The organism is uncultured Marinobacter sp. (assembly GCF_947488835.1).
Taxonomy (GTDB): Bacteria; Pseudomonadota; Gammaproteobacteria; order Pseudomonadales; family Oleiphilaceae; genus Marinobacter.
Map to the genome: position 1 here is coordinate 1 of NZ_CANLBK010000005.1, position 21,090 is coordinate 21,090.

General features: G+C 54.3%; 21 protein-coding genes. 13 read left to right on the forward strand and 8 right to left on the reverse strand.

Translation table 11 applies throughout. The features are described from left to right. Nucleotides 1–239 precede the first annotated feature (239 nt). Nucleotides 240–1,442, reverse strand: coding sequence for a tyrosine--tRNA ligase (tyrS, locus tag Q0824_RS15370; protein ID WP_298452683.1), 1,203 nt, complete (start codon nt 1,440–1,442; stop codon nt 240–242). A gap of 303 nt (nt 1,443–1,745) precedes the next feature. Between tyrS and Q0824_RS15375 the strand changes: the two genes are divergently transcribed. Continuing rightward, nucleotides 1,746–3,125 carry a peptidoglycan DD-metalloendopeptidase family protein gene (locus Q0824_RS15375; protein ID WP_298453165.1) on the forward strand — a complete coding sequence of 460 codons (1,380 nt, stop codon included), beginning with the start codon at nt 1,746–1,748 and terminating at the stop codon, nt 3,123–3,125. 6 nt (nt 3,126–3,131) lie between these two features. Further along, entirely contained in the window at nt 3,132–4,229 is a 1,098-nt protein-coding gene (locus Q0824_RS15380; protein ID WP_298452685.1) for an anhydro-N-acetylmuramic acid kinase, read from the forward strand. A 39-nt stretch (nt 4,230–4,268) separates the two neighbouring features. Here Q0824_RS15380 and erpA read toward each other — a convergent pair whose 3' ends face one another. The 4 genes from erpA to argC form a co-directional block, all read right to left on the reverse strand. Continuing rightward, the gene (gene erpA, locus Q0824_RS15385) at nt 4,269–4,601 is read right to left on the reverse strand and encodes an iron-sulfur cluster insertion protein ErpA (protein ID WP_298453167.1); all 333 of its coding nucleotides are present in this window, start codon (nt 4,599–4,601) and stop codon (nt 4,269–4,271) included. An 84-nt stretch (nt 4,602–4,685) separates the two neighbouring features. Further along, nucleotides 4,686–5,165 (reverse strand): polymer-forming cytoskeletal protein, encoded by a 480-nt coding sequence (locus Q0824_RS15390; protein ID WP_298452688.1) that lies wholly within the window; start codon nt 5,163–5,165, stop codon nt 4,686–4,688. Nucleotides 5,166–5,167: 2 nt separating this feature from the next. Next, nucleotides 5,168–5,908: a DUF6776 family protein gene (locus tag Q0824_RS15395; RefSeq protein WP_298452691.1), complete on the reverse strand. Its 741-nt coding sequence runs from the start codon at nt 5,906–5,908 to the stop codon at nt 5,168–5,170. A gap of 9 nt (nt 5,909–5,917) precedes the next feature. Next, complete coding sequence (gene argC / locus Q0824_RS15400; RefSeq protein ID WP_298452694.1) at nt 5,918–6,955, reverse strand: N-acetyl-gamma-glutamyl-phosphate reductase; 1,038 nt, start codon at nt 6,953–6,955, stop codon at nt 5,918–5,920. 170 nt (nt 6,956–7,125) lie between these two features. Between argC and Q0824_RS15405 the strand changes: the two genes are divergently transcribed. The 6 genes from Q0824_RS15405 to Q0824_RS15430 all read left to right on the forward strand — a co-directional run bounded on the left by Q0824_RS15405 (nt 7,126) and on the right by Q0824_RS15430 (nt 13,346). After that, nucleotides 7,126–8,901 carry a chloride channel protein gene (locus tag Q0824_RS15405; RefSeq protein WP_298452696.1) on the forward strand — a complete coding sequence of 592 codons (1,776 nt, stop codon included), beginning with the start codon at nt 7,126–7,128 and terminating at the stop codon, nt 8,899–8,901. Between the two features lie 3 nt (nt 8,902–8,904). Beyond that, nucleotides 8,905–9,327 (forward strand): protoporphyrinogen oxidase HemJ, encoded by a 423-nt coding sequence (gene hemJ, locus Q0824_RS15410; protein WP_298452699.1) that lies wholly within the window; start codon nt 8,905–8,907, stop codon nt 9,325–9,327. A 12-nt stretch (nt 9,328–9,339) separates the two neighbouring features. Further along, the gene (locus tag Q0824_RS15415) at nt 9,340–10,128 is read left to right on the forward strand and encodes a hydroxymethylpyrimidine/phosphomethylpyrimidine kinase (RefSeq protein ID WP_366521684.1); all 789 of its coding nucleotides are present in this window, start codon (nt 9,340–9,342) and stop codon (nt 10,126–10,128) included. Next, the gene (gene thiE / locus Q0824_RS15420; RefSeq protein WP_298452702.1) at nt 10,116–10,784 is read left to right on the forward strand and encodes a thiamine phosphate synthase; all 669 of its coding nucleotides are present in this window, start codon (nt 10,116–10,118) and stop codon (nt 10,782–10,784) included. Before Q0824_RS15415 ends, thiE begins: the two co-directional genes overlap by 13 nt. Nucleotides 10,785–10,799: 15 nt before the next feature. Then, complete coding sequence (hemL, locus tag Q0824_RS15425; RefSeq protein WP_298452707.1) at nt 10,800–12,080, forward strand: glutamate-1-semialdehyde 2,1-aminomutase; 1,281 nt, start codon at nt 10,800–10,802, stop codon at nt 12,078–12,080. A 345-nt stretch (nt 12,081–12,425) separates the two neighbouring features. Further along, nucleotides 12,426–13,346, forward strand: a complete 921-nt coding sequence (locus Q0824_RS15430) for a triacylglycerol lipase (protein WP_298452710.1) — start codon at nt 12,426–12,428, stop codon at nt 13,344–13,346. Nucleotides 13,347–13,401: 55 nt separating this feature from the next. On the opposite strand, the gene Q0824_RS15435 is transcribed toward Q0824_RS15430, so the two are convergent. Both Q0824_RS15435 and mrcB read right to left on the reverse strand, forming a co-directional pair. Next, on the reverse strand, nt 13,402–13,968 hold the full coding sequence (locus tag Q0824_RS15435; protein ID WP_298452712.1) for a tetratricopeptide repeat protein: 567 nt from the start codon (nt 13,966–13,968) through the stop codon (nt 13,402–13,404). After that, nucleotides 13,965–16,298: a penicillin-binding protein 1B gene (mrcB, locus tag Q0824_RS15440; protein WP_366521680.1), complete on the reverse strand. Its 2,334-nt coding sequence runs from the start codon at nt 16,296–16,298 to the stop codon at nt 13,965–13,967. Before mrcB ends, Q0824_RS15435 begins: the two co-directional genes overlap by 4 nt. Nucleotides 16,299–16,419: 121 nt before the next feature. Here mrcB and Q0824_RS15445 point away from each other — a divergent pair, with 121 nt between their 5' ends. Genes Q0824_RS15445 through Q0824_RS15455 form a run of 3 tightly spaced genes read left to right on the forward strand, consistent with a single transcriptional unit; the run spans nt 16,420 to nt 18,769 of the window. Further along, nucleotides 16,420–17,994, forward strand: a complete 1,575-nt coding sequence (locus Q0824_RS15445) for a bifunctional aminoglycoside phosphotransferase/ATP-binding protein (RefSeq protein WP_298452718.1) — start codon at nt 16,420–16,422, stop codon at nt 17,992–17,994. Between the two features lie 32 nt (nt 17,995–18,026). Beyond that, nucleotides 18,027–18,386: a pentapeptide repeat-containing protein gene (locus Q0824_RS15450; protein WP_298452721.1), complete on the forward strand. Its 360-nt coding sequence runs from the start codon at nt 18,027–18,029 to the stop codon at nt 18,384–18,386. Next, nucleotides 18,383–18,769, forward strand: coding sequence for a Rieske 2Fe-2S domain-containing protein (locus Q0824_RS15455; protein ID WP_298452724.1), 387 nt, complete (start codon nt 18,383–18,385; stop codon nt 18,767–18,769). The genes Q0824_RS15450 and Q0824_RS15455 overlap by 4 nt, the downstream gene beginning before the upstream one ends. Here the strand turns inward: Q0824_RS15455 and sfsA are convergent. Continuing rightward, complete coding sequence (sfsA, locus tag Q0824_RS15460; protein WP_298452726.1) at nt 18,753–19,484, reverse strand: DNA/RNA nuclease SfsA; 732 nt, start codon at nt 19,482–19,484, stop codon at nt 18,753–18,755. The genes Q0824_RS15455 and sfsA overlap by 17 nt on opposite strands. 181 nt (nt 19,485–19,665) lie before the next feature. On the opposite strand from sfsA, the gene dksA reads away from it, so the two are divergent. Together dksA and gluQRS are read left to right on the forward strand one after the other, a co-directional pair. Continuing rightward, on the forward strand, nt 19,666–20,106 hold the full coding sequence (dksA, locus tag Q0824_RS15465; RefSeq protein WP_298452730.1) for an RNA polymerase-binding protein DksA: 441 nt from the start codon (nt 19,666–19,668) through the stop codon (nt 20,104–20,106). Between the two features lie 63 nt (nt 20,107–20,169). After that, nucleotides 20,170–21,045 (forward strand): tRNA glutamyl-Q(34) synthetase GluQRS, encoded by an 876-nt coding sequence (gluQRS, locus tag Q0824_RS15470; protein ID WP_298452734.1) that lies wholly within the window; start codon nt 20,170–20,172, stop codon nt 21,043–21,045. Nucleotides 21,046–21,090 lie beyond the last annotated feature (45 nt).

A 21,090-nucleotide genomic window follows, 5' to 3' on the forward strand; every position in this document is an offset into this window, starting at 1 on the left:
TTAAAGAGCGTTTGAGCCGTTGCTCAATCAAGGTGGCGTATTCTACATCGTCTCGCCGCCTTGTCAACCGTTTAATTAAAGAATCTTCAAACTCGTTTTCTTTAATACTTTCAAACAGTTGCCCTTCTCAATCCACCCCGTCTCAGCGGTGTGTCCCTCGAAGGAGATGCGCATTCTACAGACACACGCAGATCTGTCAACGGCCATTTTGAAATAATCTCAAAATAGCCGAAAATCGATCAAGCCGTGATCAAAATGCGGGCAATCTTCTTCTTTCCCGCCTGGATCACACAACTGTCACCCTCTACAAAGGCTCGATCGCCCTCAAATTTCTGGCCATCAACAAAAACAGCACCGCGCCCCAGTACATCTCGAGCAGCAGCTCCATTCTTTACAAGCCCAGACAAACGCAAAACGGATGGCATGGGGATTTCGGCCTGCCCCTCCAATGAAACCTCTACTAAAGGTACGTTTTCAGGGATATCCCCCAGCGCAACACGATTACCTGCAGACTTATGGGCTGTACTTGCAGCTTCTTCGTTGTGGAAGCGGGTAATAATCTCTTCCGCCAACAGTTTCTTATAGTCCTGGGGATTAGCCCCCGCCTCTACAGCGCTCTGAAACTCCACCACTTCCGCAAGGGGTCGAAAACTCAAAAGCTCAAAGTAACGCCATAGCAACTCATCAGGTACGGATAGCAGCTTGGTGTACATCTCACCTGGCGCGTCGTTTACACCTATATAGTTGCCCAAAGACTTGGACATCTTCTGAACACCATCCAAACCCTCCAGTATGGGCATAGTCAGGACAGCTTGCGGAGCCTGACCGTAGTGTTTTTGCAAGATACGCCCCATCAGAAGATTAAACTTCTGATCCGTACCACCGCACTCAACATCCGCTTCCAGCGCAACCGAGTCGTAACCCTGTATTAGCGGGTAGAGAAACTCGTGTATGGCAATCGGCTGTTCAGAGCGATAGCGCTTTGTGAAGTCGTCACGCTCCAACATTCGAGCAACAGTATACTGACCCGCTAACTGGATCATGTCGGTTGCAGCCAGCTTGCTCATCCACTCAGAGTTGAAGACCACCCGGGTTTTGTTCGGATCCAGAATCTTGAACACCTGCTCTTTATAGGTAATCGCGTTTTGCGCGACCTGCTCATCGGTTAACGGAGGCCGGGTAGCACTTTTACCCGAGGGGTCACCGATCTTTCCGGTGAAGTCTCCTATAAGGAAAATCACCTCATGCCCGAGATCCTGAAACTGGCGCAGTTTATTAATCAGCACGGTATGACCGAGATGGAGATCGGGGGCCGTAGGGTCGAAACCTGCCTTAATACGCAAAGGGCGACCTTCTTTTAACTTCGCAACCAGATCATCTTCCGGTATTAGTTCGTCTACGCCTCGCTTGATAATCGCCAGCGCTTCATCAATAGATGCCATGAATCTTTTATCCCCAATCGGTTTCACAAAAAATATCAGTTACAGACTTCAACAAAAGAACTCTGTGAGTTACCTGGCGCCCTGCTAAAGTGTAAGCGCTCAGTTTTTAAACAATATCGGGCATTTCGGGCGGCCGCATTATATCAATGGCACCGCAAGAAATCCGGCCCGCAGCGCAACAACCGTAATGTTCTACGCTGTTCCACGCGCTTTTTATACGGTAATCTGTTGGCCTACACTTGAACAACAGCTTTAACTAGATGGCACAAGCTGCCGGAATACGGATTGAAACGGATGCGACACTTGCTGAAAATGTTTCCAAAAACCCATATTACCATCGCCGCTGCTGCAACCGTTGTAGTATCTGCCGCAATTTTGATGAGCCCCAGCGCCGACGTTGAGGCCAAACGGATGTCATACACCCTCGATTTGGAGCAGGGTAAGGCGTCAGCAATTATCGCCCAAAAGCCGCAACAGAAGCGCTCCACCGCTGCCGAGCCCGTTGCTGCAGATCAGCCTGCCGTTATTACTCCGGAGCCTCCAGAGTCTGCAACCGCAGAAGTTACACCCCGCCATACCTGGCAAACATTCGATATTAGATCAGGCGACACACTATCTTCCCTTTTTAAGAAAGCGGGATTCAATGACGGCACCATGCTCTCCGTAATTCATGGCGAAGGTGAAGCAGATAAGCTGCAACGCCTTTACGCTGGCGAAACGATCCGCTTCGCCATTGACAGCGACGGCGAGCTTGCAGCAGTTGAACTCCAGCGCAGCCGTTTAGAAACACTGAAGATTGACATACACGAAGGGACGTTTACAGGCAAAACGGAAGTCCGTGAGCCTGAGCCCAAGCCTGCATTTGCTTCGGGCACCATCGATGGCTCACTATACTTCGCCGCGCGCGAAGCAGGGCTAAACGATCGCCTAACCATGGAGCTTTCTGGCATATTTGGCTGGGATATCGACTTTGTTTACGACGTTCGCAAGGGCGACCAGTTTGAAGTTGTCTATGAAGAGCTCTATCTCGATGGTGAGAAGTTCAGCACCGGCCGCATTCTGTCTGCTCGCTTCGTAAACCGTGGCGAAGAAAACGTTGCCCTCCTTTATACAGACAGCAATGGCGATAGCGACTACTACACACCCGACGGTAAAAGCATGCGCAAGGCTTTCTTGCGCACACCTATCGACGCGCGAATTTCCTCGTCATTTAACCTACAGCGCCGCCACCCTGTACTGGATGTAGTGCGCCCTCATGAAGGAACAGATTACGCCGCACCTCCAGGATCACCAATCAAAGCTGCGGGTAATGGTAGAGTTCAGTTTTCCGGCTGGAAAGGCGGCTATGGCCGTACAATTGTTTTAAAGCACGGTGACAACATCACCACGCTGTATGCACACATGAGCCGATTAGCTAAAGGCATGAAAAACGGCGCCCGTGTCAAGCAAGGCCAAACTATAGGCTACGTTGGCTCCTCCGGCATGGTAACCGGGCCACACTTGCACTATGAATTCCGCGTAAACGGCTCGCCGCGCAACTCCAGAACCGTAAAATTGCCTGATGCACAGCCAATTCCGGCGACTGAAATGGCACGATTCAAAAAGCATACGCAACAGCAAGTTGCACAGTTTGAAGCCTTCCGGACAAACTACCAGCACCTGGCTTTGGCCTCGGACAACTGAGTTATTATGGACACCTGGATCGGGCTCATGTCCGGCACCAGCATGGATGGCATAGATGCCGTGCTGGTGTCCTTCCAGGGCAAATCTGTCCGCACTCACGCCACGCACTCCTCTCCTTATCCTGAAGACCTGCGCAAGCGCCTGGTACTGGCTAGCCAGAATCAAGCTACACCAGACGAAGTGGGCGAACTCGATACACTGGTCGGCACACTTTTCGCAAACACCGCGGAAGCCCTGATCTGCAAGTCCGGGGTAGACAGATCGTCAATTCGTGCAATTGGAAGCCACGGACAAACCCTGAGGCACCAACCTTCCGGGCCCGGCCGTTTCTCACTCCAGATCGGCAACCCGTCAATCATTGCGGAGAAAACCTGCGTTACGACAGTGGGAGATTTCCGCAGCCGTGACATGGCCGCTGGCGGGCAAGGCGCTCCTCTGGTTCCAGCCTTTCATCAGCATTTTTTCGGTTCGGAAACAGAAGACAGATGCATCCTCAATCTCGGCGGCATCGCCAACATAACCTGGATTCCATCAGCTCGACACAGCCCGGTAACAGGCTTCGACACGGGGCCTGCAAATGCTCTGATGGATGCATGGTGCCAAGATCAAACCGGACGCCTTTACGATGAAGACGGCCACTGGGCTATGGAAGGCATAGTTGACCAAGCACTGCTGAGTGACATGCTCACGGATGCTTACTTTGAGCGACCGCCCCCCAAGAGCACCGGCAAAGAAAAGTTTAATCTTGAATGGGTTAAAACGCTGGTGAAGCGGCACGAAGATGTTCAGCCAGAAGACGTTCAGCGCACACTACTGCAACTGACCGTGATCACAGCGATCCGACAAATGCCTCAGTCACCGGCTATGATCGTTTACGCTTGTGGCGGGGGTACTCGGAATAGATTGCTTATGAAGGAAATTTCTCAGGGACTTAGCCCTATTCGCGTGCACAGCACCGCTGAACTCGGCCTTGATCCGCAGTGGGTAGAGCCTACCGCTTTTGCATGGCTGGCACAGCAAACGATGGAGCACAAACCAGGGAACTTGCCAGAGGTAACCGGAGCTAAAGGTCCGCGAATTCTTGGGGCAATTTACCCGGCATAACGCAAGCAATCGCTGCCGGGCATTAACACTCACACAACCTCAAATTGTAAACGAGCTACCACAACCACAGGTAGAGCTGGCGTTAGGGTTCTGTACCACAAACTGAGAGCCCTGCAAGCCTTCCTGGTAATCTACGGTGGCGCCCACAAGGTACTGGTAACTCATAGGGTCTACCAGCAGTACAGCTCCATCCCGCTCAATTACGGTATCTTCCTCATCCTGAGTTTCATCAAACGAGAACCCGTACTGAAACCCCGAACATCCACCGCCGGTAACAAACACGCGCAGCCTGAGGTCGGAGTTGCCTTCCTCATCAACCAGTTCTCGTACTTTGTTGACCGCACTATCGCTGAAAAACAGCGGTGCGGCCATTTGCTGCTGGACTACACTCAAGCTTGCCTCCGGATTACCTGATACAACTGCATTGATTATGGTATTCCTGAGTAAAACAATCAACTATTCGGACTTACCACCATCTTCATCGGAAGACTCGTCAGCGCTTTCGACAGAATGATTGCGATCAACCTCCGGCCGCGACACCTTATCCTGAGTCAGCAGCCCAGACGGCTCACGCTGGTGAACGAGATTGCCGTTTACCGATGCCCCCATCGCCATCTGGATGAGATTGTAGTAAACGCTGCCGTTAATAGCGGCCTTTTCAGCAAGTTCCAGATGCGCAGACGCATACACGTCACCGTGAACTGTGCCGTTAATGACTACATGCGGGGCGGATATGTCGCCGGTCACCTCACCTACTTCTGAAACTCTCAGTACCGCATCACTTCCCTCTTCAGCCAGCACTTTGCCCCTGATATGCCCATCAACATGCAAGCCGCCAGAAAAACGCACATCCCCTTCTATGGTGGTACGCGAAGAAATCAGTGTGTCAAAGTTGCCCGTGGCCCGACGGGGCTTTACCTTTTTCTTGCCAAACATTTCTAGTTCTCCGTTAAATCGCCCCAACCGAATGTTCGCTCGGCCTGCGAGGATTTTCGTCCTTCAGCCTGAGCAACCACTTGCACTTCAAGTGGCTCAAAACCGTCTGGCAATGTAAGTTTACCTTCCACATCCTGGAAATACCGAAAACGGAATTTCACGCCAAGATCTACTATTTCCTCTGACAGGTCTCGCAACGCAATAACTTCTTTCTCCTCACCTCGCATGCCAATTATATTGACGGCCACAACGCCTGAAATATAGCTCTTGTTGTTACCAACCTGCGTCAGTACGAGTTTGAAATTATAAACTCCCGGATGACGATCGTTGGCCAGTGAAAACCGATCGACCTGCAACCCCTTGCTGGTTTCTGAGGGCGCCATGATATTTTTATAGAACGTGAGATCCGATTTAAGCGAGCCTACCCGGGTTTCCAATTCCACAATAATGTTCCGGGCCTGATTCAGCGCCTGCTCATCGATGAGTTTGCCACGCTCGAGATTAACCAAACGCTGACGAGCATCGCGATAGTTGGTTTCCAGCGTTGCAAGCTTGTCCTCCAGTCGCTCGTTGGAGGCCTCGACCCCTGTGGACCGAAAGCCTCCCTGAGCCAACCCGGCTGCATACCCGCCAGCGCCAGCAATCACTGTCAATACGATCATGATCAGCACCCGCTTCAGCCGGTATCCCGGCCGATGGCGGATAACAACATATTCCTCAGAGGGTTTTCGTTGTTCGCTCACTGGCGTTCCTCACGGCAGTAGCGCAGGTGCTTCAAGGCCCAGCGTTTCTTTGAGCCCAAACATGATGTTCATGTTCTGGACAGCTTGGCCGGCCGCGCCCTTCACCAGGTTATCAATCACAGACGAGATGATCACAATGTTGCTCTGTTCCTGGCGATGCAGTGCCATACGACACAAGTTTGCGCCCCGCACACTGCGGGTCTCCGGATGACTACCGAACGGCATCACGTCTACAAACGGCTCGTCACGATAACGCTCCTCGAACAGTGCCTGTAAACGGTCAAAATCAGCCGGGTTCTTCAGTTCTGCATAGAGCGTTGCTTCTATGCCGCGAATCATCGGAACAAGATGGGGCACAAATGTCACACCGGTTTCAGCGCCCGCCGCAGCAGACAAGCCCTGTCGAATCTCCGGCAAGTGACGATGACCTGACGCCCCATAGGCTTTGAAACTTTCGCTAACTTCACCATGCAACATGGCGATTTTGCCCTGCCGGCCACCGCCGCTGGCACCGGATTTGGCATCTGCAATCAACCGTGACGGGTCAACCAACCCATTCTCTAGCAGTGGGAGGAAGCCCAGCTGAACCGCTGTCGGGTAGCACCCGGGGTTGGCAACCAGTTGTGCTTTGGCAATTTCAGCGCGCGCGACTTCTGGCAACCCGTAAACAGCCTTTTCAACCCACTCCGGTGATTCATGGGGCAAGCCATACCACTGGGACCAGACCTTCAGATCCTTGAGTCGGAAGTCTGCCGACAGGTCAACAACCCGTACGCCCGCCGCCATCAATTCCGGAATCAGATCCATGGCAACGCCGTGTGGTGTTGCGAAAAACACCAGATCACAGGCGGCGAGAACACTGGAGTCCGGCTCTGAATAAGCCAGATCAAAGTGCCCACGGAGATTTGGGTACATATCGGATACCGGCACTCCGGCCTCAGATCTTGAGGTTATGCAGCTTACCGTTACTTCCGGATGAACAGCGAGAATTCTGAGGAGTTCGACGCCGGTGTAGCCGGTGCCGCCCACAATGCCTACTTTTATCAACTTGCTCTCCAGCGACGTTGGATAAGGATTTAGAGGAGTCTGTTCCTGTAGCTTAACGCCTTAGTCTATCATGATAAACCAACGACTCATTGCAGCCTGCAGGGTGACAGTTACAATGATGTCAGAAACCCTCTGGAAGGCCACTCTCTTGTACCGGAACACCGGCACCCATGAATAAAGTCTGGCATCGGATTAGCGAAAGAATAACCTCTGTTTTCACACGCAGTATGTCCGGTGTGGATTCTTTGCCACAACTGGCTATTCTCGGCCTGCTATCCGGGCTGGTTACTGGCGCCGTGATTCTGGTCTTCCGCTTGGCCATCGAGTGGCCACTGGAGTATTTCCTGCCGGGAGAAGGCTCCGAAGCCTTTGAAAGCCTCGATCTAATCACCCGCGGCGTACTGCCACTTGCAGGTGCGCTCGGCATTGGCCTGTTTTTGCATCGCCTTGCCACTCACGACCGAAAGGTCGGTGTCGTCCATGTGATGGAACGCCTGAATTACCACCAGGGTTACATCACCGCACGGAGCGCCATTATTCAGTTCATTGTGGGCGTGGGCACAGTAATCACCGGCCAATCCGCTGGCCGTGAAGGCCCCGCGGTTCATTTGGGCGCTGCATTCTCAAGCCTGATGGGGCAATGGATGCGGCTACCCAACAACAGCATACGCACCTTGGTAGCATGCGGCTGCGCTGCTGCCATATCTGCTTCGTTCAACACTCCAATTGCCGGAGTGATTTTTGCCATGGAAGTGGTGATGATGGAGTACACCATTGCCGGGTTTACGCCCATTATTCTTGCAGCAGTTAGCGCAGCGGTAGTCACCCAGCTTGTGTATGGTTCTGAGCCGGCCTTCAACGTACCTGCGCTGACCATGAACTCGTTTCTGGAGATACCCTGGATTCTGGTTATCGCTATTATTATCGGCGTTTCCGCCGCGCTGTTCATTCATCTGGTCGACGCCATGGGGCGATTCAATCAGCGCCCCATCTTATTGCGAGTGATCATCGCCGGGATGCTCATGGCCGTTACCGCTGTGGCGGTTCCCCAAACCATGGGCATTGGATACGACACAGTAAACGAAACCATGAACGGCGAACTCGGCCTCTGGCTACTTCTCAGCGTAGGTGCTGCGAAACTGGTTATCACCGCGTTGACCGTCGGGCTGGGTATGCCCAGCAGCATTATAGGCCCAACGCTTGTTATGGGCGCTGCGCTTGGCGGGGCATTGGGGCTCATCGGTGGAGACATACTCCCTGGCCACGCTTCATCGGTCGGCTTTTATGCCATGCTCGGAATGGGCGCAATGATGGGTGCAGTTTTACAGGCACCCCTGGCCGCACTCATGGCACTGATGGAGCTAACCCGAAACCCCAACATCATTCTCCCTGGCATGCTGGTTATTACCACAGCCACGCTTATCACAAGTGAGGCATTCGGGAAAAAATCCCTCTTCCTGACCGTGCTTAAAAGCCAGGGCTTGAGCTATCAAAACTCACCGGTGATCCAGGCTTTGCGCCGGGTATCTGTGGCGGCAATCATGGACAAGAGCATACTGCGCATAAACCGGAACCTGACTGCCGAAGAGGCCCGGAAGGCGCTGCAAGCGGAACCTAAATGGCTGATCGTTGATGGCAAGAACGGTCCCACAGCCTTGTTGCCAGCAGTTGACCTCGCCCGCTATCTGGAAGATTCAGCTGAGGCGGCATCAAACGAGACGAACGAGCCTGTCGAATCCATTGACTTGATGGACATCCCCGCACATCGGCGCGATATTGCGCCGGTTCAATATCAGGCCACCCTCGAAGAGGCAATGCACGAGTTTGAGAACACCAGCGCAGAGGCGCTGTATGTGCAACGTCATGTAGCACCAATGATTCAAAGGGTTTACGGCGTTGTGCTTAAATCTGATATCGAAAGTTATTACCAATATCGACGGAGTTGATCAATGCTGTGGGTTAAAGCCTTTCATATAATTTCTCTGGTGTGCTGGTTTGCTGGCCTGTTCTACCTTCCAAGGTTGTTTGTCTACCACGCTGCCTGTGAGGATGAGCCGGGGCGCGAGCGCTTCAAAATCATGGAGCGCAAACTCTATCGGGGGATAACCACACCCTCGATGATTGCCACCGTGATCTTTGGCACCTGGTTGCTTACTTATAATGTGGCGGGTTACTTCAGCCAGGGCTGGCTGCATGTGAAGCTGCTGCTCGTGGCATTGTTGATCGTTTACCACTTTTATTGCGGGCACTTGGTCAAGGTGTTCCGCGACGACCTCAACACTCGCAACCATGTATTTTATCGCTGGTTCAATGAGTTGCCGGTGCTTATCTTGCTGGCTGTTGTTATTCTCGCTGTTGTTAAGCCGTTCTAGGGAGTTTTAGCAATCAAATACCACACTCGCCCCCAAGTACTTGTTCTTTCTGGCCTCGACCCTTCCGGCGGCGCCGGCATCCAGGCAGACATCCAGGCCATTACATCACTGGGATGTCACCCGCTGCCCGTGCTCACCTGCCTGACGGTTCAGGATACCCGGAATGTATACGGTGCTGAAGCCGTCAACCCGGAACTGATCCGCGAGCAGCTCAAATGCATCGCCGAGGATGTTCCCATAAACGCAGTAAAAACCGGAGCATTGGGCAACTCTGCGGTTGTGGATGTTTTGGTTGAATTTCTGGAGAAGCATCCGGGTATCCCGGTGATAACCGACCCGGTAATCAAGGCAGCCGGCGGTGGCGATCTGGCGGATGATGAACTGCTTGCCTCCATGAAAGCACGCCTATTCCCCCTGGCGGAGATGATCACGCCCAATGGAATAGAATTGGCATTACTGGGAGAGTGCGATGACCCTGCGGAGGCTGCACGCAAACTACTCAGCAAAGGGTGTGCTTCGGTGCTCGCAACCGGCGGGCATGGCACTGGCATTCACATCACCAATACACTTTACAACCACTCACCCACACCCACATCGTGGGACGTTGAGCGCATTGGCGGAGAATACCATGGCACAGGCTGCACACTGGCAGCCGCAATTGCTGCCGGGCGAGCGCTAGGTCTGTCACCCCGGGCCGCAATTTCCCAGGCTCAGAACTACGTGCACCGCACTATCTTGCACGCTCTTGAGGTAGGAAGAGGCCAACCGGTTCCGGATCGAGGCATTCTGTGGGAGCGATGAAGCGGCGTGTACCCATCGGGCTTTATGCCATTACCGACAGCCAACTAACTCCTTCAGAAACCATGGCTGCCTCCGTAGAAGCCGCCATTCTCGGTGGCGCTGTGATGGTGCAGTATCGGGAAAAGTCTGCGCCCATGGCGGAACGCCTGGCACAAGCAAGAAGTCTGCAATCCGTATGCGCCACTACAGACATCCCACTGCTGATTAACGATGATATCGAGCTGGCAAAGCGCATAGGCGCTGCGGGCGTTCACCTTGGCCAAACAGATGGCTCGGCTGCAGAGGCCCGCCGCCTGCTTGGCGATGGCGCAATTATTGGCATTACATGCCATGCCGACCTTGAACTGGCTGAGGCGGCCACTAATGGCGGCGCTGATTACCTGGCATTTGGTCGGTTTTTTAATTCATCAACCAAACCGGATGCCCCGCCCGCCCCAACCGCCATATTGGCCGAAGCAAAACGTTTTAAGCGGCCATTGACGGCCATTGGTGGCATCACTACAGAAAACGGCGAGCTCCTTATACGGGCGGGCGCCGATCTGCTGGCGGTTGTTGGCGGACTTTTCGGAGGCAGCCCCGAAGCCACAATGCAGAAAGCACAAATATTCCAGAGGCTGTTTGCCAGCCACCACCCACTATTTTTAACTCCCAAATAACAGGAGCTCCCACAAATGACACACTCCGAAACCCTGTTCGAACAGGCACAGAAATACATTCCCGGCGGCGTCAACTCCCCGGTTCGCGCATTCCGTGGCGTGGGCGGCACCCCGATCTTTTTCAAACACGCTGAGGGCGCCTACCTTTTTGATGAGGACGGTAAGCGTTATATCGACTACATCGGATCCTGGGGCCCAATGATCCTTGGCCACTCGGACAAGCGCATCAAAGATGCCCTACACGCACAGGTAGACCTTGGGGTTGGCTATGGCGCGCCCACGTCTATCGAAACCGATATGGCTCGGAAAGTGTGCGAACTGGTGCCCTCTATTGATCTGGTGCGCATGGTGAACTCTGGCACCGAGGCCACTATGAGCGCCATTCGACTGGCCCGCGGATTCACCGGCCGCGACAAAATCATCAAGTTTGAAGGCTGCTACCATGGGCACGTTGACTCGCTGCTGGTTAAAGCTGGCTCCGGCGCACTAACTCTGGGCGTTCCCAACTCGCCCGGCATTCCCAGTTGCCTGGCTGAACTCACGCTGACTCTCGACTTCAACGATATTGAAGGTGTTCGCAAGACCTTTAAAGAAATGGGCGATGAGATTGCAGCCATTATCGTGGAGCCGGTTGCCGGCAACATGAACTGCATACCTCCAATTCCGGGCTTTCTGGAGTGCCTGCGTGAAGTCTGCGATGAGCACGGCACCGTGCTGATATTTGACGAAGTGATGTCCGGGTTCCGCGTATCACTTGGCGGCGCACAGGGTCTGTATGGGGTAACCCCGGACCTGACAGCGCTAGGCAAAGTAATCGGCGGAGGTCTGCCTGTTGGCGCCTTTGGCGGAAAGCGTGAAATCATGGAGTATATTGCGCCTCTGGGCCCGGTGTACCAGGCCGGCACGCTGAGCGGCAACCCACTGGCCATGAGCGCCGGCTTGGCAACCCTGAACGCCATCTCTGAACCAGGTTTTCACGATCGTCTGACCGAGAAAACGGTTGCACTGCGGGATGGCCTGAAGGCTGCAGCAGATGCGGCAGGCATCCCTTTCGCAGTTCAGGGCGCAGGCGCTATGTTTGGCTTCTTCTTCACTGAAGAACCCAGCGTTACCAGCTTCAATCAAGTAATGGCCTGCGACGTGGAACGCTTCAAGAAATTTTTCCAAAGCATGCTTAAAGAAGGAATCTATCTTGCACCTTCTGCATTTGAGGCTGGCTTCACCAGTGCCGCTCTGTCGGATCAGGATATCGCCGATACGATTGCTGCAGCCAAGAAGGTTTTTGCAACGCTTTAACTGCCTAAACCTGTCGATTCAGATCAGGTAATTTGCTTTCGCACCGACACTCGGCAGGACGTCAAAACGATGTCCTGCCGTGACAATCTGTGACCCTCATCACGCTATAACCCCCTCCCTGGAAGTTTTGCCCCTTTAGCCGTTGACTATAAAACCGCATTGATCAAATTATGGCCAAGTATCCGTAGCGATGCTCTGACGGCAAACATCTAACAACAACATGGAAGTCAGCAAGCAGAGGTTCTGCGCCATGCGTTATGGCACAGGCACGAAGTATCTGAAACAACCCGTTAGGTTGAGCCGCAGTTTGAATAACAAACACAACCTCAAACTGTAGGAAAAACCATGAAACTCTGGATCAAAACACTCGCTCTGGTTGTGACCATAGCCTGGTCAGCCCCCTCCGCCGCCTGGTGGTGGAACTCTAAGCCCGCCAATTACGCTGGCACTCAGTACCCCATAGTATTGGTGCACGGTATGTTCGGCTTCAACTCTATTATTGGCGTGGACTACTGGTATGGCATCGCAGAGGATCTCCGCAAAAATGGCGCGGATGTTTATACAACGCAGGTACCGGCGCTGGAAAGCACTATTGCCAGGGGCGAGGCACTGCTGTCACAGGTAGAATCTATTGCTGCCGTGCACGGCAAGGTAAACCTCGTAGGCCATAGCCATGGCGGACCTACGGCCCGCTACGTAGCCCGGGTACGACCTGACCTGGTGGCCTCGGTCACATCTATAGGCTCGCCTCACAAAGGCTCCGCTGTTGCTGATGTGATCATAGGATCACCAGCAAGCGGTCTGGCAAACACGTTGGGCAACGCGCTTGGCGGTCTTATAGACCTGATCTCCGGCGGCGGATACGATCAAAATATGGAAGCAAGCCTGCAATCTCTTACAACCCAAGGCAGTGCAGAGTTCAACAGCTTTGCACCTGCAGGCCTTCCAACAAGCGCTTGCGGTGAAGGCGCACATTCCGCAAACGGCGTTCGCTTCTACTCTTGGGGTGGCACTGGCGTTCTCACCAACGTTCTGGACCCTTCCGACGCCCTACTCGGCGTTACCAGCCTGGCAATGGGCTCATCTCAGCATGACGGCCTTGTTGAGCGCTGCAGCAACCATTTTGGCAAGATTATCCGCGACAACTACTTCATGAATCACCTGGATGAAGTAAACCAGGCATTAGGACTGCACAGCTTATTTGAAACCGATCCGAAAGCTGTCATCAAGCAACACGCAAACCGGTTGAAGAACGCCGGCCTTTAAACGACATCCGGCCCTGCCAGAAAATCTTTCCGGCAGGGTCATTCACCACGCTAAGCTACAAGGCTGCCGCACGCTCTTCAGCTTGGCTTGCCCCTGCCAAATTACCCCGCGCCCTGCGGATATCAGCCAGCAACAACCAACCTGCACGCTGCATCCGGGTATCGTTTCCCGCCAGAGATAACCCCTTCAAGGTGAATTGCTCTGCAGGCCCAAATTTATTACCGGCCACATAGGCTTCCGACAACTTAAAGTAGACCTCTGCAGATCTCGGCGCGATTCTTTGCGCTCGCTCCAGCCGAACAATTGCACCCTGGGCATCGCCCCTTTTCAACAGGCCGTCCGCTTCGCGAACCAGACTGAGAGCTGCTGGTGAAAGTGCATCCCCGGCATCCTGATAACTCGGTTTGCTGCTGCGCTGCTGCTCTGGCTCTCGGCTTTCCGTCTGCTCGCTTTTACGCCAGACTTGAGTTTCGCCTTTTTCTTCAGTCGTCTGCGGTGGTTCCGGCGCTCGTTCAGTGCCCCCGGCAGGCACGTAAATGGAGCCTCCGGGGCCGGATGCACAACCCGCCAGGCTCAGAAATGCCGCCAACATACTCACATAAAAAATGCCTTGCCTACTCATTGGAACAACCCTTCAAACCAGCCTCGAATTTTCCGTTCAAGGGTACCAGAACACGACACCCTTTGTGTCGGCTCACTACCCGATATAAACGGCAGAAGGCGCGCATTATCGCAATACTCATCGGTTAGCGCCTGCTTTTCAGGATTTACCCAATGATAGCTGACACCATCGGGAACTACCGGGGAGAACCCATGCTGCGGCACTTGTGCCATAAACCGCGACCATACGGGCAAGGCACCAGTAGCGCCTGTTAGCGCAGTGGGTCCGTTATCGTCCCGGCCAACCCAGGCAACCGCCAGCAAGTCTCCACTGAAGCCGGCAAACCAGGAGTCGCGGCCGTCGCTGGTTGTACCGGTTTTCCCGGCCAGCGTCAGCTCCTTGGAAACCGAGTAGTAGGCCGAGCGCCCTGTACCTTCCTGCATGGTTTCCTGCATTGCGTACTGCAGCAGGTGCACTGCCGCGGGGTCCGCTACCTGATCCACCTCAAGGCTATACCGTGAAAGTGCCCCGCCGGCAGAATCCGTCACTTCTCTAATCGTGCGCAACGGCGTATTGAATCCAGACGTCGCCAACCCCTGATAAATTTGGGCAACCGTGACTGGGCTCATGGCCACTGAGCCCAATAGCATAGAGGGATATTCAGAAATTGGTGTAACCACACCAAAGGCACGCAAGGTTTTAATGACAGCTGGAACGCCAACATCCAGGCCCACACGCACGGCGGGCAAGTTATAGGACTTCGAGAGTGCGCGATGCAGGGGTACTTCGCCACGCTCTTCACCACTGTAGTTTTTCGGCTGCCAGCGCCGTCCATCATCAAATTCAAGCGTGAAGGATTTATCCAGCACTGGCGTCATCAGGGTGTAACGATCCGGCTGCTCCAACGCGGCCAGATAAGTAAACGGCTTGATCAGGGATCCTATGGGGCGGTTAGCATCCAAAGCCCGGTTAAACCCGGCAAACTGCGGATCTTTGCCGCCAACCAGAGCCAGAACTTCACCGGTATCCTTAGCGGTGACTACCAGCGTCGCTTCCAGGGCTTTGCCGACATCTCCGCTGGCCAGCCTTGGCAAGGTATCCGTAACGGCATACTCGGCTGCATACTGGATGGCCGGGTTCAGGGTGGTAAAAATTCGGAGACCTTCGCTGCGCAGATCTGCTTCTTTGTAATCCCGTGCCAGATGCCGTCGAACAAGATCGATATACGCGGGGTAGCGGTTTTCTGAATACGACGGTTTTGCACTAACGCCAAGTGACAGGCCGCGAGCACGGGCCGCCTTTGCTGAATCAATCAGGCCGGCGTCCTCCATCTCACTGATAACCAAATTGCGGCGCTGAGTCGCTCGCTCCGGATGGCGACGGGGGTTGTAATAGCTTGGTCCTTTAACCATGCCCACTAGTAGCGCTATCTGGTGCACGCCCAAATCTTTCAATGACTCACCAAAATAGAACTGGCTGGCCAACCCGAATCCGTTGATGCTGCGGGTGCCCGCCTGCCCCAAATACACTTCGTTCAGATAGGTTTCCAGTATGTCGTCTTTCTCGTAATGCCATTCGAGCAATATCGACATCAAGGCTTCGTTGCCCTTGCGTAGCAGTGTCTGATCCCGGGTAAGGAAAAAGTTTTTAACCAGCTGCTGCGTGAGGGTGCTGCCGCCCTGAACGATTTGCCCCGCTCGCATGTTTGCCAGCATGGCACGGCCTATGGAGGCCGGTGCGATTCCAAAGTGGCTATAAAAATTGCGATCTTCCACAGCCATCAGGGCCTGGGGCAGCAACTCAGGGACCTCTTCCAGGCGCACCAGTATGCGATCCTCCTTGTGGGCGGGGTAAATGCCACCAATGCGCGCAGGCTCCAGCCTTACGATTGCAGCGTCATCACCGGAGGATACGGAGAAACCCTGGATACGATCGCCATATATATTCAAAGAAAGCGTTCGTCTGGGCTCATTACCATCGGGAAAGCGAAAGCCGCGGGTGCTAATAATAAAGTGGCCCCCGTTGCGCCGGTAACTACCGGGTTTTGCTCCGTCCCCCTTGCGATATCCCGCGAGGGTCAATTCCCGCTCCAGCGCCCCAGAACTCACACCTGCACCGCTGTAGAGCTCCAGGGGGCGTGCGTAAACCCGGGAAGGCACTTCAAAGCGTCGCCCCTCAAATCTGGACGTAACGACTGCGTCAAGGTACACCATCCAGCAAGCCAGCAGCACTAAGCCGATGGCAGACACTCGCAGGAACAATTTCCAGAACCAGGGGCGGCGTCCATTCCTGGCATTTTTTTTCTGGGGCTTTTTATTGGGCTGTTTTGCAGAGGAGCTGTTTTTTTTCATAGGCGGATTATAACGAAGCCTGAACAAGATAAGGCAGGCCAACTATGTGTTATTTATGTAACCTGCCCGTTATGATGGGACGATAAAAACTCAATAAGTTCAGGGAAGCGAGGAGCACACCGTGAGTGAAACATCCCCAGGCAATCTGTTGCTGGCATTGCAGAACCCCGCATTGTACCACCACCCTGTCGATGGGTTTCAGATTATCGAAACCCATATTTCCCAGGTGATCCTGACGGGCCAGTATGCCTACAAGATCAAAAAGCCGGTGGATTTCGGGTTTCTTGATTTCTCAACGCTGGAACTGCGCAAGCACTATTGCGAAGAAGAGCTCCGCCTTAACCGGCGCTTGGCGGAACCGCTTTACCTCGAGGTGCTCCCGATTACTGGCAGCCCGGAGCAGCCTGTTATCGGCGGCGATGGTGAGCCGTTCGAGTACATGCTGAAAATGCGCCAGTTCCGCCAAAGCCAGCTGCTTGACCAGCAACAGGAAGCCGGCGAGCTTAAACCAGAGCTGCTGTCCAGCCTGGCGAAACAGGTGGCAAACTTCCATAACAGCCTTGAACCGATCGCAGACGACAAGCCGCTAGGCACACCAGACGCAGTGTATGCGGCCATGCAGGAAAACTTTGACCAGATTCGGCCGCTGATCAGCGACACCTCCCTGCTCAGCCAACTCGACAACCTCGAAGCCTGGACCCAAACCACCTTCGAGCGTCATCGTGACTTGATTGCCCAACGTCGAACAGACGGCTATGTACGTGAATGCCACGGCGATCTGCATCTCGCAAACATCACGGTATACGAAGGCAAGGTAACGGTATTCGACTGCATCGAATTCAACGAGCCATTCCGCTGGATTGATGTAATAAACGACCTTGCGTTTTTGCTGATGGATCTGGAATCCCGACGCGAGTCAGCGCTGGCCAACTTGGTGCTGAACACTTATCTGGAGTACCGGAGCGATTTCGAAGCGCTGCCCCTTTTGCCTCTATATAAAGCATACCGCGCGCTGGTCAGGGCGAAGATCGCACTGTTCACTATGGCTAACCCTTCTCTTACTGAACAGGAGAAAGAAGGGCTTATGCAACACTACCGCGACTACGCTCAACTTGCGGAGGACTATAGCAACATTCCTAACCCCTACCTGCTGGCTACCGTGGGCCTTTCCGCCAGCGGGAAGACCTGCATCAGCGCAGCCATGTCAGCAGAACTGGGCCTGATCCGCCTGAGATCTGACGTGGAACGCAAGCGATTGCATGGGCTCGCACCATTGGAAGACAGCCAGTCCCCCACCGGGGGAAACCTGTATTCTGCCGAAGCCAATGAGAAAACCTACTCGCGTCTGGCCACGCTTGCCGGCGACTTGCTCGCTGCCGGGTTGCCTGTAATTGTCGATGCCGCCAGCCTGAAAGAAAAGGAGCGCGCATTGATGGCAGCCGTTGCGGAAAGTCAGGGCGTGCCCTTTGCCCTGATTCACTGCGAAGCGCCCGACGCTTTGCGCAAAGAGTGGGTCCGCAACCGTAAGGGCGACGCCTCCGAGGCGACGGTAGAGCTACTGGACGCGCAGAAGGACTGGTTTGAGCCTCTGACAACTGAAGAAACAAGCTACACCGTGCACCTGCGCAGTGATCAGGAGCACGTCGCAGAAGCAGTAGCAGACCGCATCCGTCAGCACTTTGGCCTGCCACGCTAAAGAACATGAAAGAAACATAATAAGGAAAAACCATGGACACCGACGCAGTACGCCAAATCAATGACCCGCTCTACGAGATGCTTCGCAAGGAAGATGTTACTGCGTTCAATGCTGAAAAACTGTCGCGAGCTGATGACCTGCCAAGCTTCGCTCGCGGCGACTTTCGCGGGCTCGACTTACGCGGGCTGGACGCCAAAGGCCTGGACTTCCGGCACGCCTACTTTCGCGGAGCAGACTTGCGGGGCATCAACTTCGCACGCTCTGCCATGGAAGGCGCAAGCATTGCCGGCGCTAAGATTTCTGGATGCTTCTTCCCCCGTAGACTTGAGGCATCCGAAATTGTGATGTCGCTGAACCATGGCACGCGGATGCGGTACAACGCAGAAAAATGAGCGGCACACAGACAAACCCCTGGCAGGCGGTGTGCACCCTGGCGGACCTGAAGGCGGGGCAATTTGTAGAGTGTTCGCTGCCCCGTGCCGAAGCCGGTCTCGCAACACATTCCGACACCTTGCCACCGACCGGCTTTGTATTCCTGGATGGTTCAACGCCAAGAGCCTACCTGAATCAATGCCCGCACATGGGCGTCGAGCTGAACTGGAAACCCGGAAGCTTTATGGATTCCGACAACCTGTTCCTTCAATGCTCAACCCATGGCGCCCTGTTCAAGCCCCGGGATGGCGAATGCATAGCCGGCCCCTGTCAGGGCGACGCACTCACTCCGTTGGATATTCGAGTGGTCGAAGGCCTTGTCGAAGTCAGATTTCCAGAATAACCGGGACAGATTCTGACAGAGCCAAGCCACCCGACGGATTACCATCCTCACCCATCAGATTTGCCCGATAAGCTAAAACCTCCACGCCAGCGTCGCACGCCTGCCGCAGCAGTTGGCCATAATGGGGATCGATATGATCCGCCGGCCGCACCGTTTCAATCCCCGTATGATTTACCACGAAAAGCAGCACAGCGCGTTCACCTAGCGCCACCTGAGCCATGAGTTCTCGCAAATGTTTCTGGCCTCTCGTAGTCACCGCGTCCGGGAAGAAACCCTGACCGGATTCCTCAAGGGTGACGTTCTTCACCTCTACCCATGCATCCGGCTCTGTCTCATGGCCCGACAACAGCAGATCAATCCGGCTTTTCTCCTCACCGTACCTCACCTCTGATCGAATATGGCTATAGCCGGCAAGCTCATTGATACGCTCATCTTCAATGGCTTCACGCGCCTGCGCATTGGGCCTTGCGGTATTCACACACGCCAGCATGCCAGGTGCCGTTTCGACAAGCTCCCATGTGAATGGCAGCTTACGTGCGGGATTATTACTGCGACTTAGCCATACCCTGCCATCTGAAGGCTGACAGCCCAGCATGGAGCCGGTATTAGGGCAATGTGCCGTAACCTCCTCGCCATCTGGCAAACGTACATCAGCCAGAAAGCGTTTATAGCGTCGAATTAAGCGTCCTTCAATCAAAGGTTCCGGGAATTTCATGAGCTCTCCAAACACCAAGTACGTATCATAGGGCTGGCACCTCCGTGACTTATCTGCTATTTTCCGCAAAATCCCGTTTTAGGACGACCGCTTCATCCAACTAATAATCGCGCCGCGGCGGGGGCTGGCGCGCAGGGAAGCTCGGCGTCCTTGTAAGGAATATAAAAAGAGGCCTGGTCATATGGCAACCACAGCAGACCAATCACGCGAACGTTTCACCAACTTCACCCCTTACGAAATGAAAAAGGGTGAAGACTACATGAGTGCTGACATGCGGGAGCACTTCAAAGAGCTGCTGCTGCAATGGAAGCAGGAACTCATGGAAGAAGTGGATCGCACTATGCACCACATGCAGGAAGACGCTGCAAACTACGCGGATCCCAGCGACCGCGCAACCCAGGAAGAAGAGTTCAGCCTGGAACTGCGCACCCGTGATCGCGAGCGCAAGCTGATCAAGAAAATTGATCAGACCATCGATCGTATCGACAAAGACGACTACGGTTTTTGCGATCAGTGCGGTGTAGAAATCGGCACCCGTCGCCTTGAGGCGCGTCCGACTGCAACATTGTGCATCGACTGTAAAACTCTTGCCGAAATTCGCGAGCGCCAAACTGGCATCTGATACGGCAATCCCCACCTGGCCGGCGCAGCCTGATATGGCGCAGCCGGCCACTGTGTCCACTCCATGATCACACCACGGCAATACCGAGGTCGGTTCGCCCCCTCACCTACTGGCCCACTGCACTTTGGTTCGCTGGTTACTGCTCTGGCAAGCTACCTGGAAGCCAAATCACATAACGGGCAATGGCTGATCCGCATTGAGGATCTTGACCCTCTTCGGGAACCTCCGGAAGCCACCGGCCAAATCCTGAACACCCTTGACGCCCACGGGCTTTTCCCAGACGAACCGGTCGTTTTTCAGTCTCGCCGCCATTCAGTCTATCAGGCAGCCACCGAGCAACTGCTGAGTAACGGTTTTGCATACCGCTGCACGTGCTCACGCAAACAGCTTGAGGCGCACCGCGGCAAGCATCCGCTGCGTTGCAGGGAACACAGCAGAAAATACTTCGACCAGCCTTTTGCCATACGCTTTGCTCTCAGGGACGAAGTCTGCCACTGGCAAGATCAACTACTGGGGCCGCAAACACACATTGTTCGCGCAGAAATCGACGATCCGGTAATTTTGCGCAAGGAAGGCTTTTTTGCCTATCAGCTCGCAGTGGAAGTGGACGATATCGAGCAGGGCATTACTGATGTGGTCAGGGGCTCCGACCTGCTGGACATGACAGCTCAGCAGCTACAGGTATACCGGGCGCTGGGCGCAACACCCCCACGATGGCTGCACATACCTGTAATTGTGAACGAGCACGGACAAAAACTCTCCAAACAGAATCACGCACCGGCTCTGGACAATCTTAATCCGGTGCAAAACCTGTTTTCCGCGCTGGTTGCTCTCAATCAACAGCCACCGCAATTCTTGCTGTCCGGATCGCTGGAAGATCTTCTGGAGTGGGGTCGCATCCACTGGAATAGAGGGGCCGTTCACCTGACATCCCGGTGACTGCCGTGGTATAAAGCCTGTCACAATCCTCAGCGCGGATCGCAT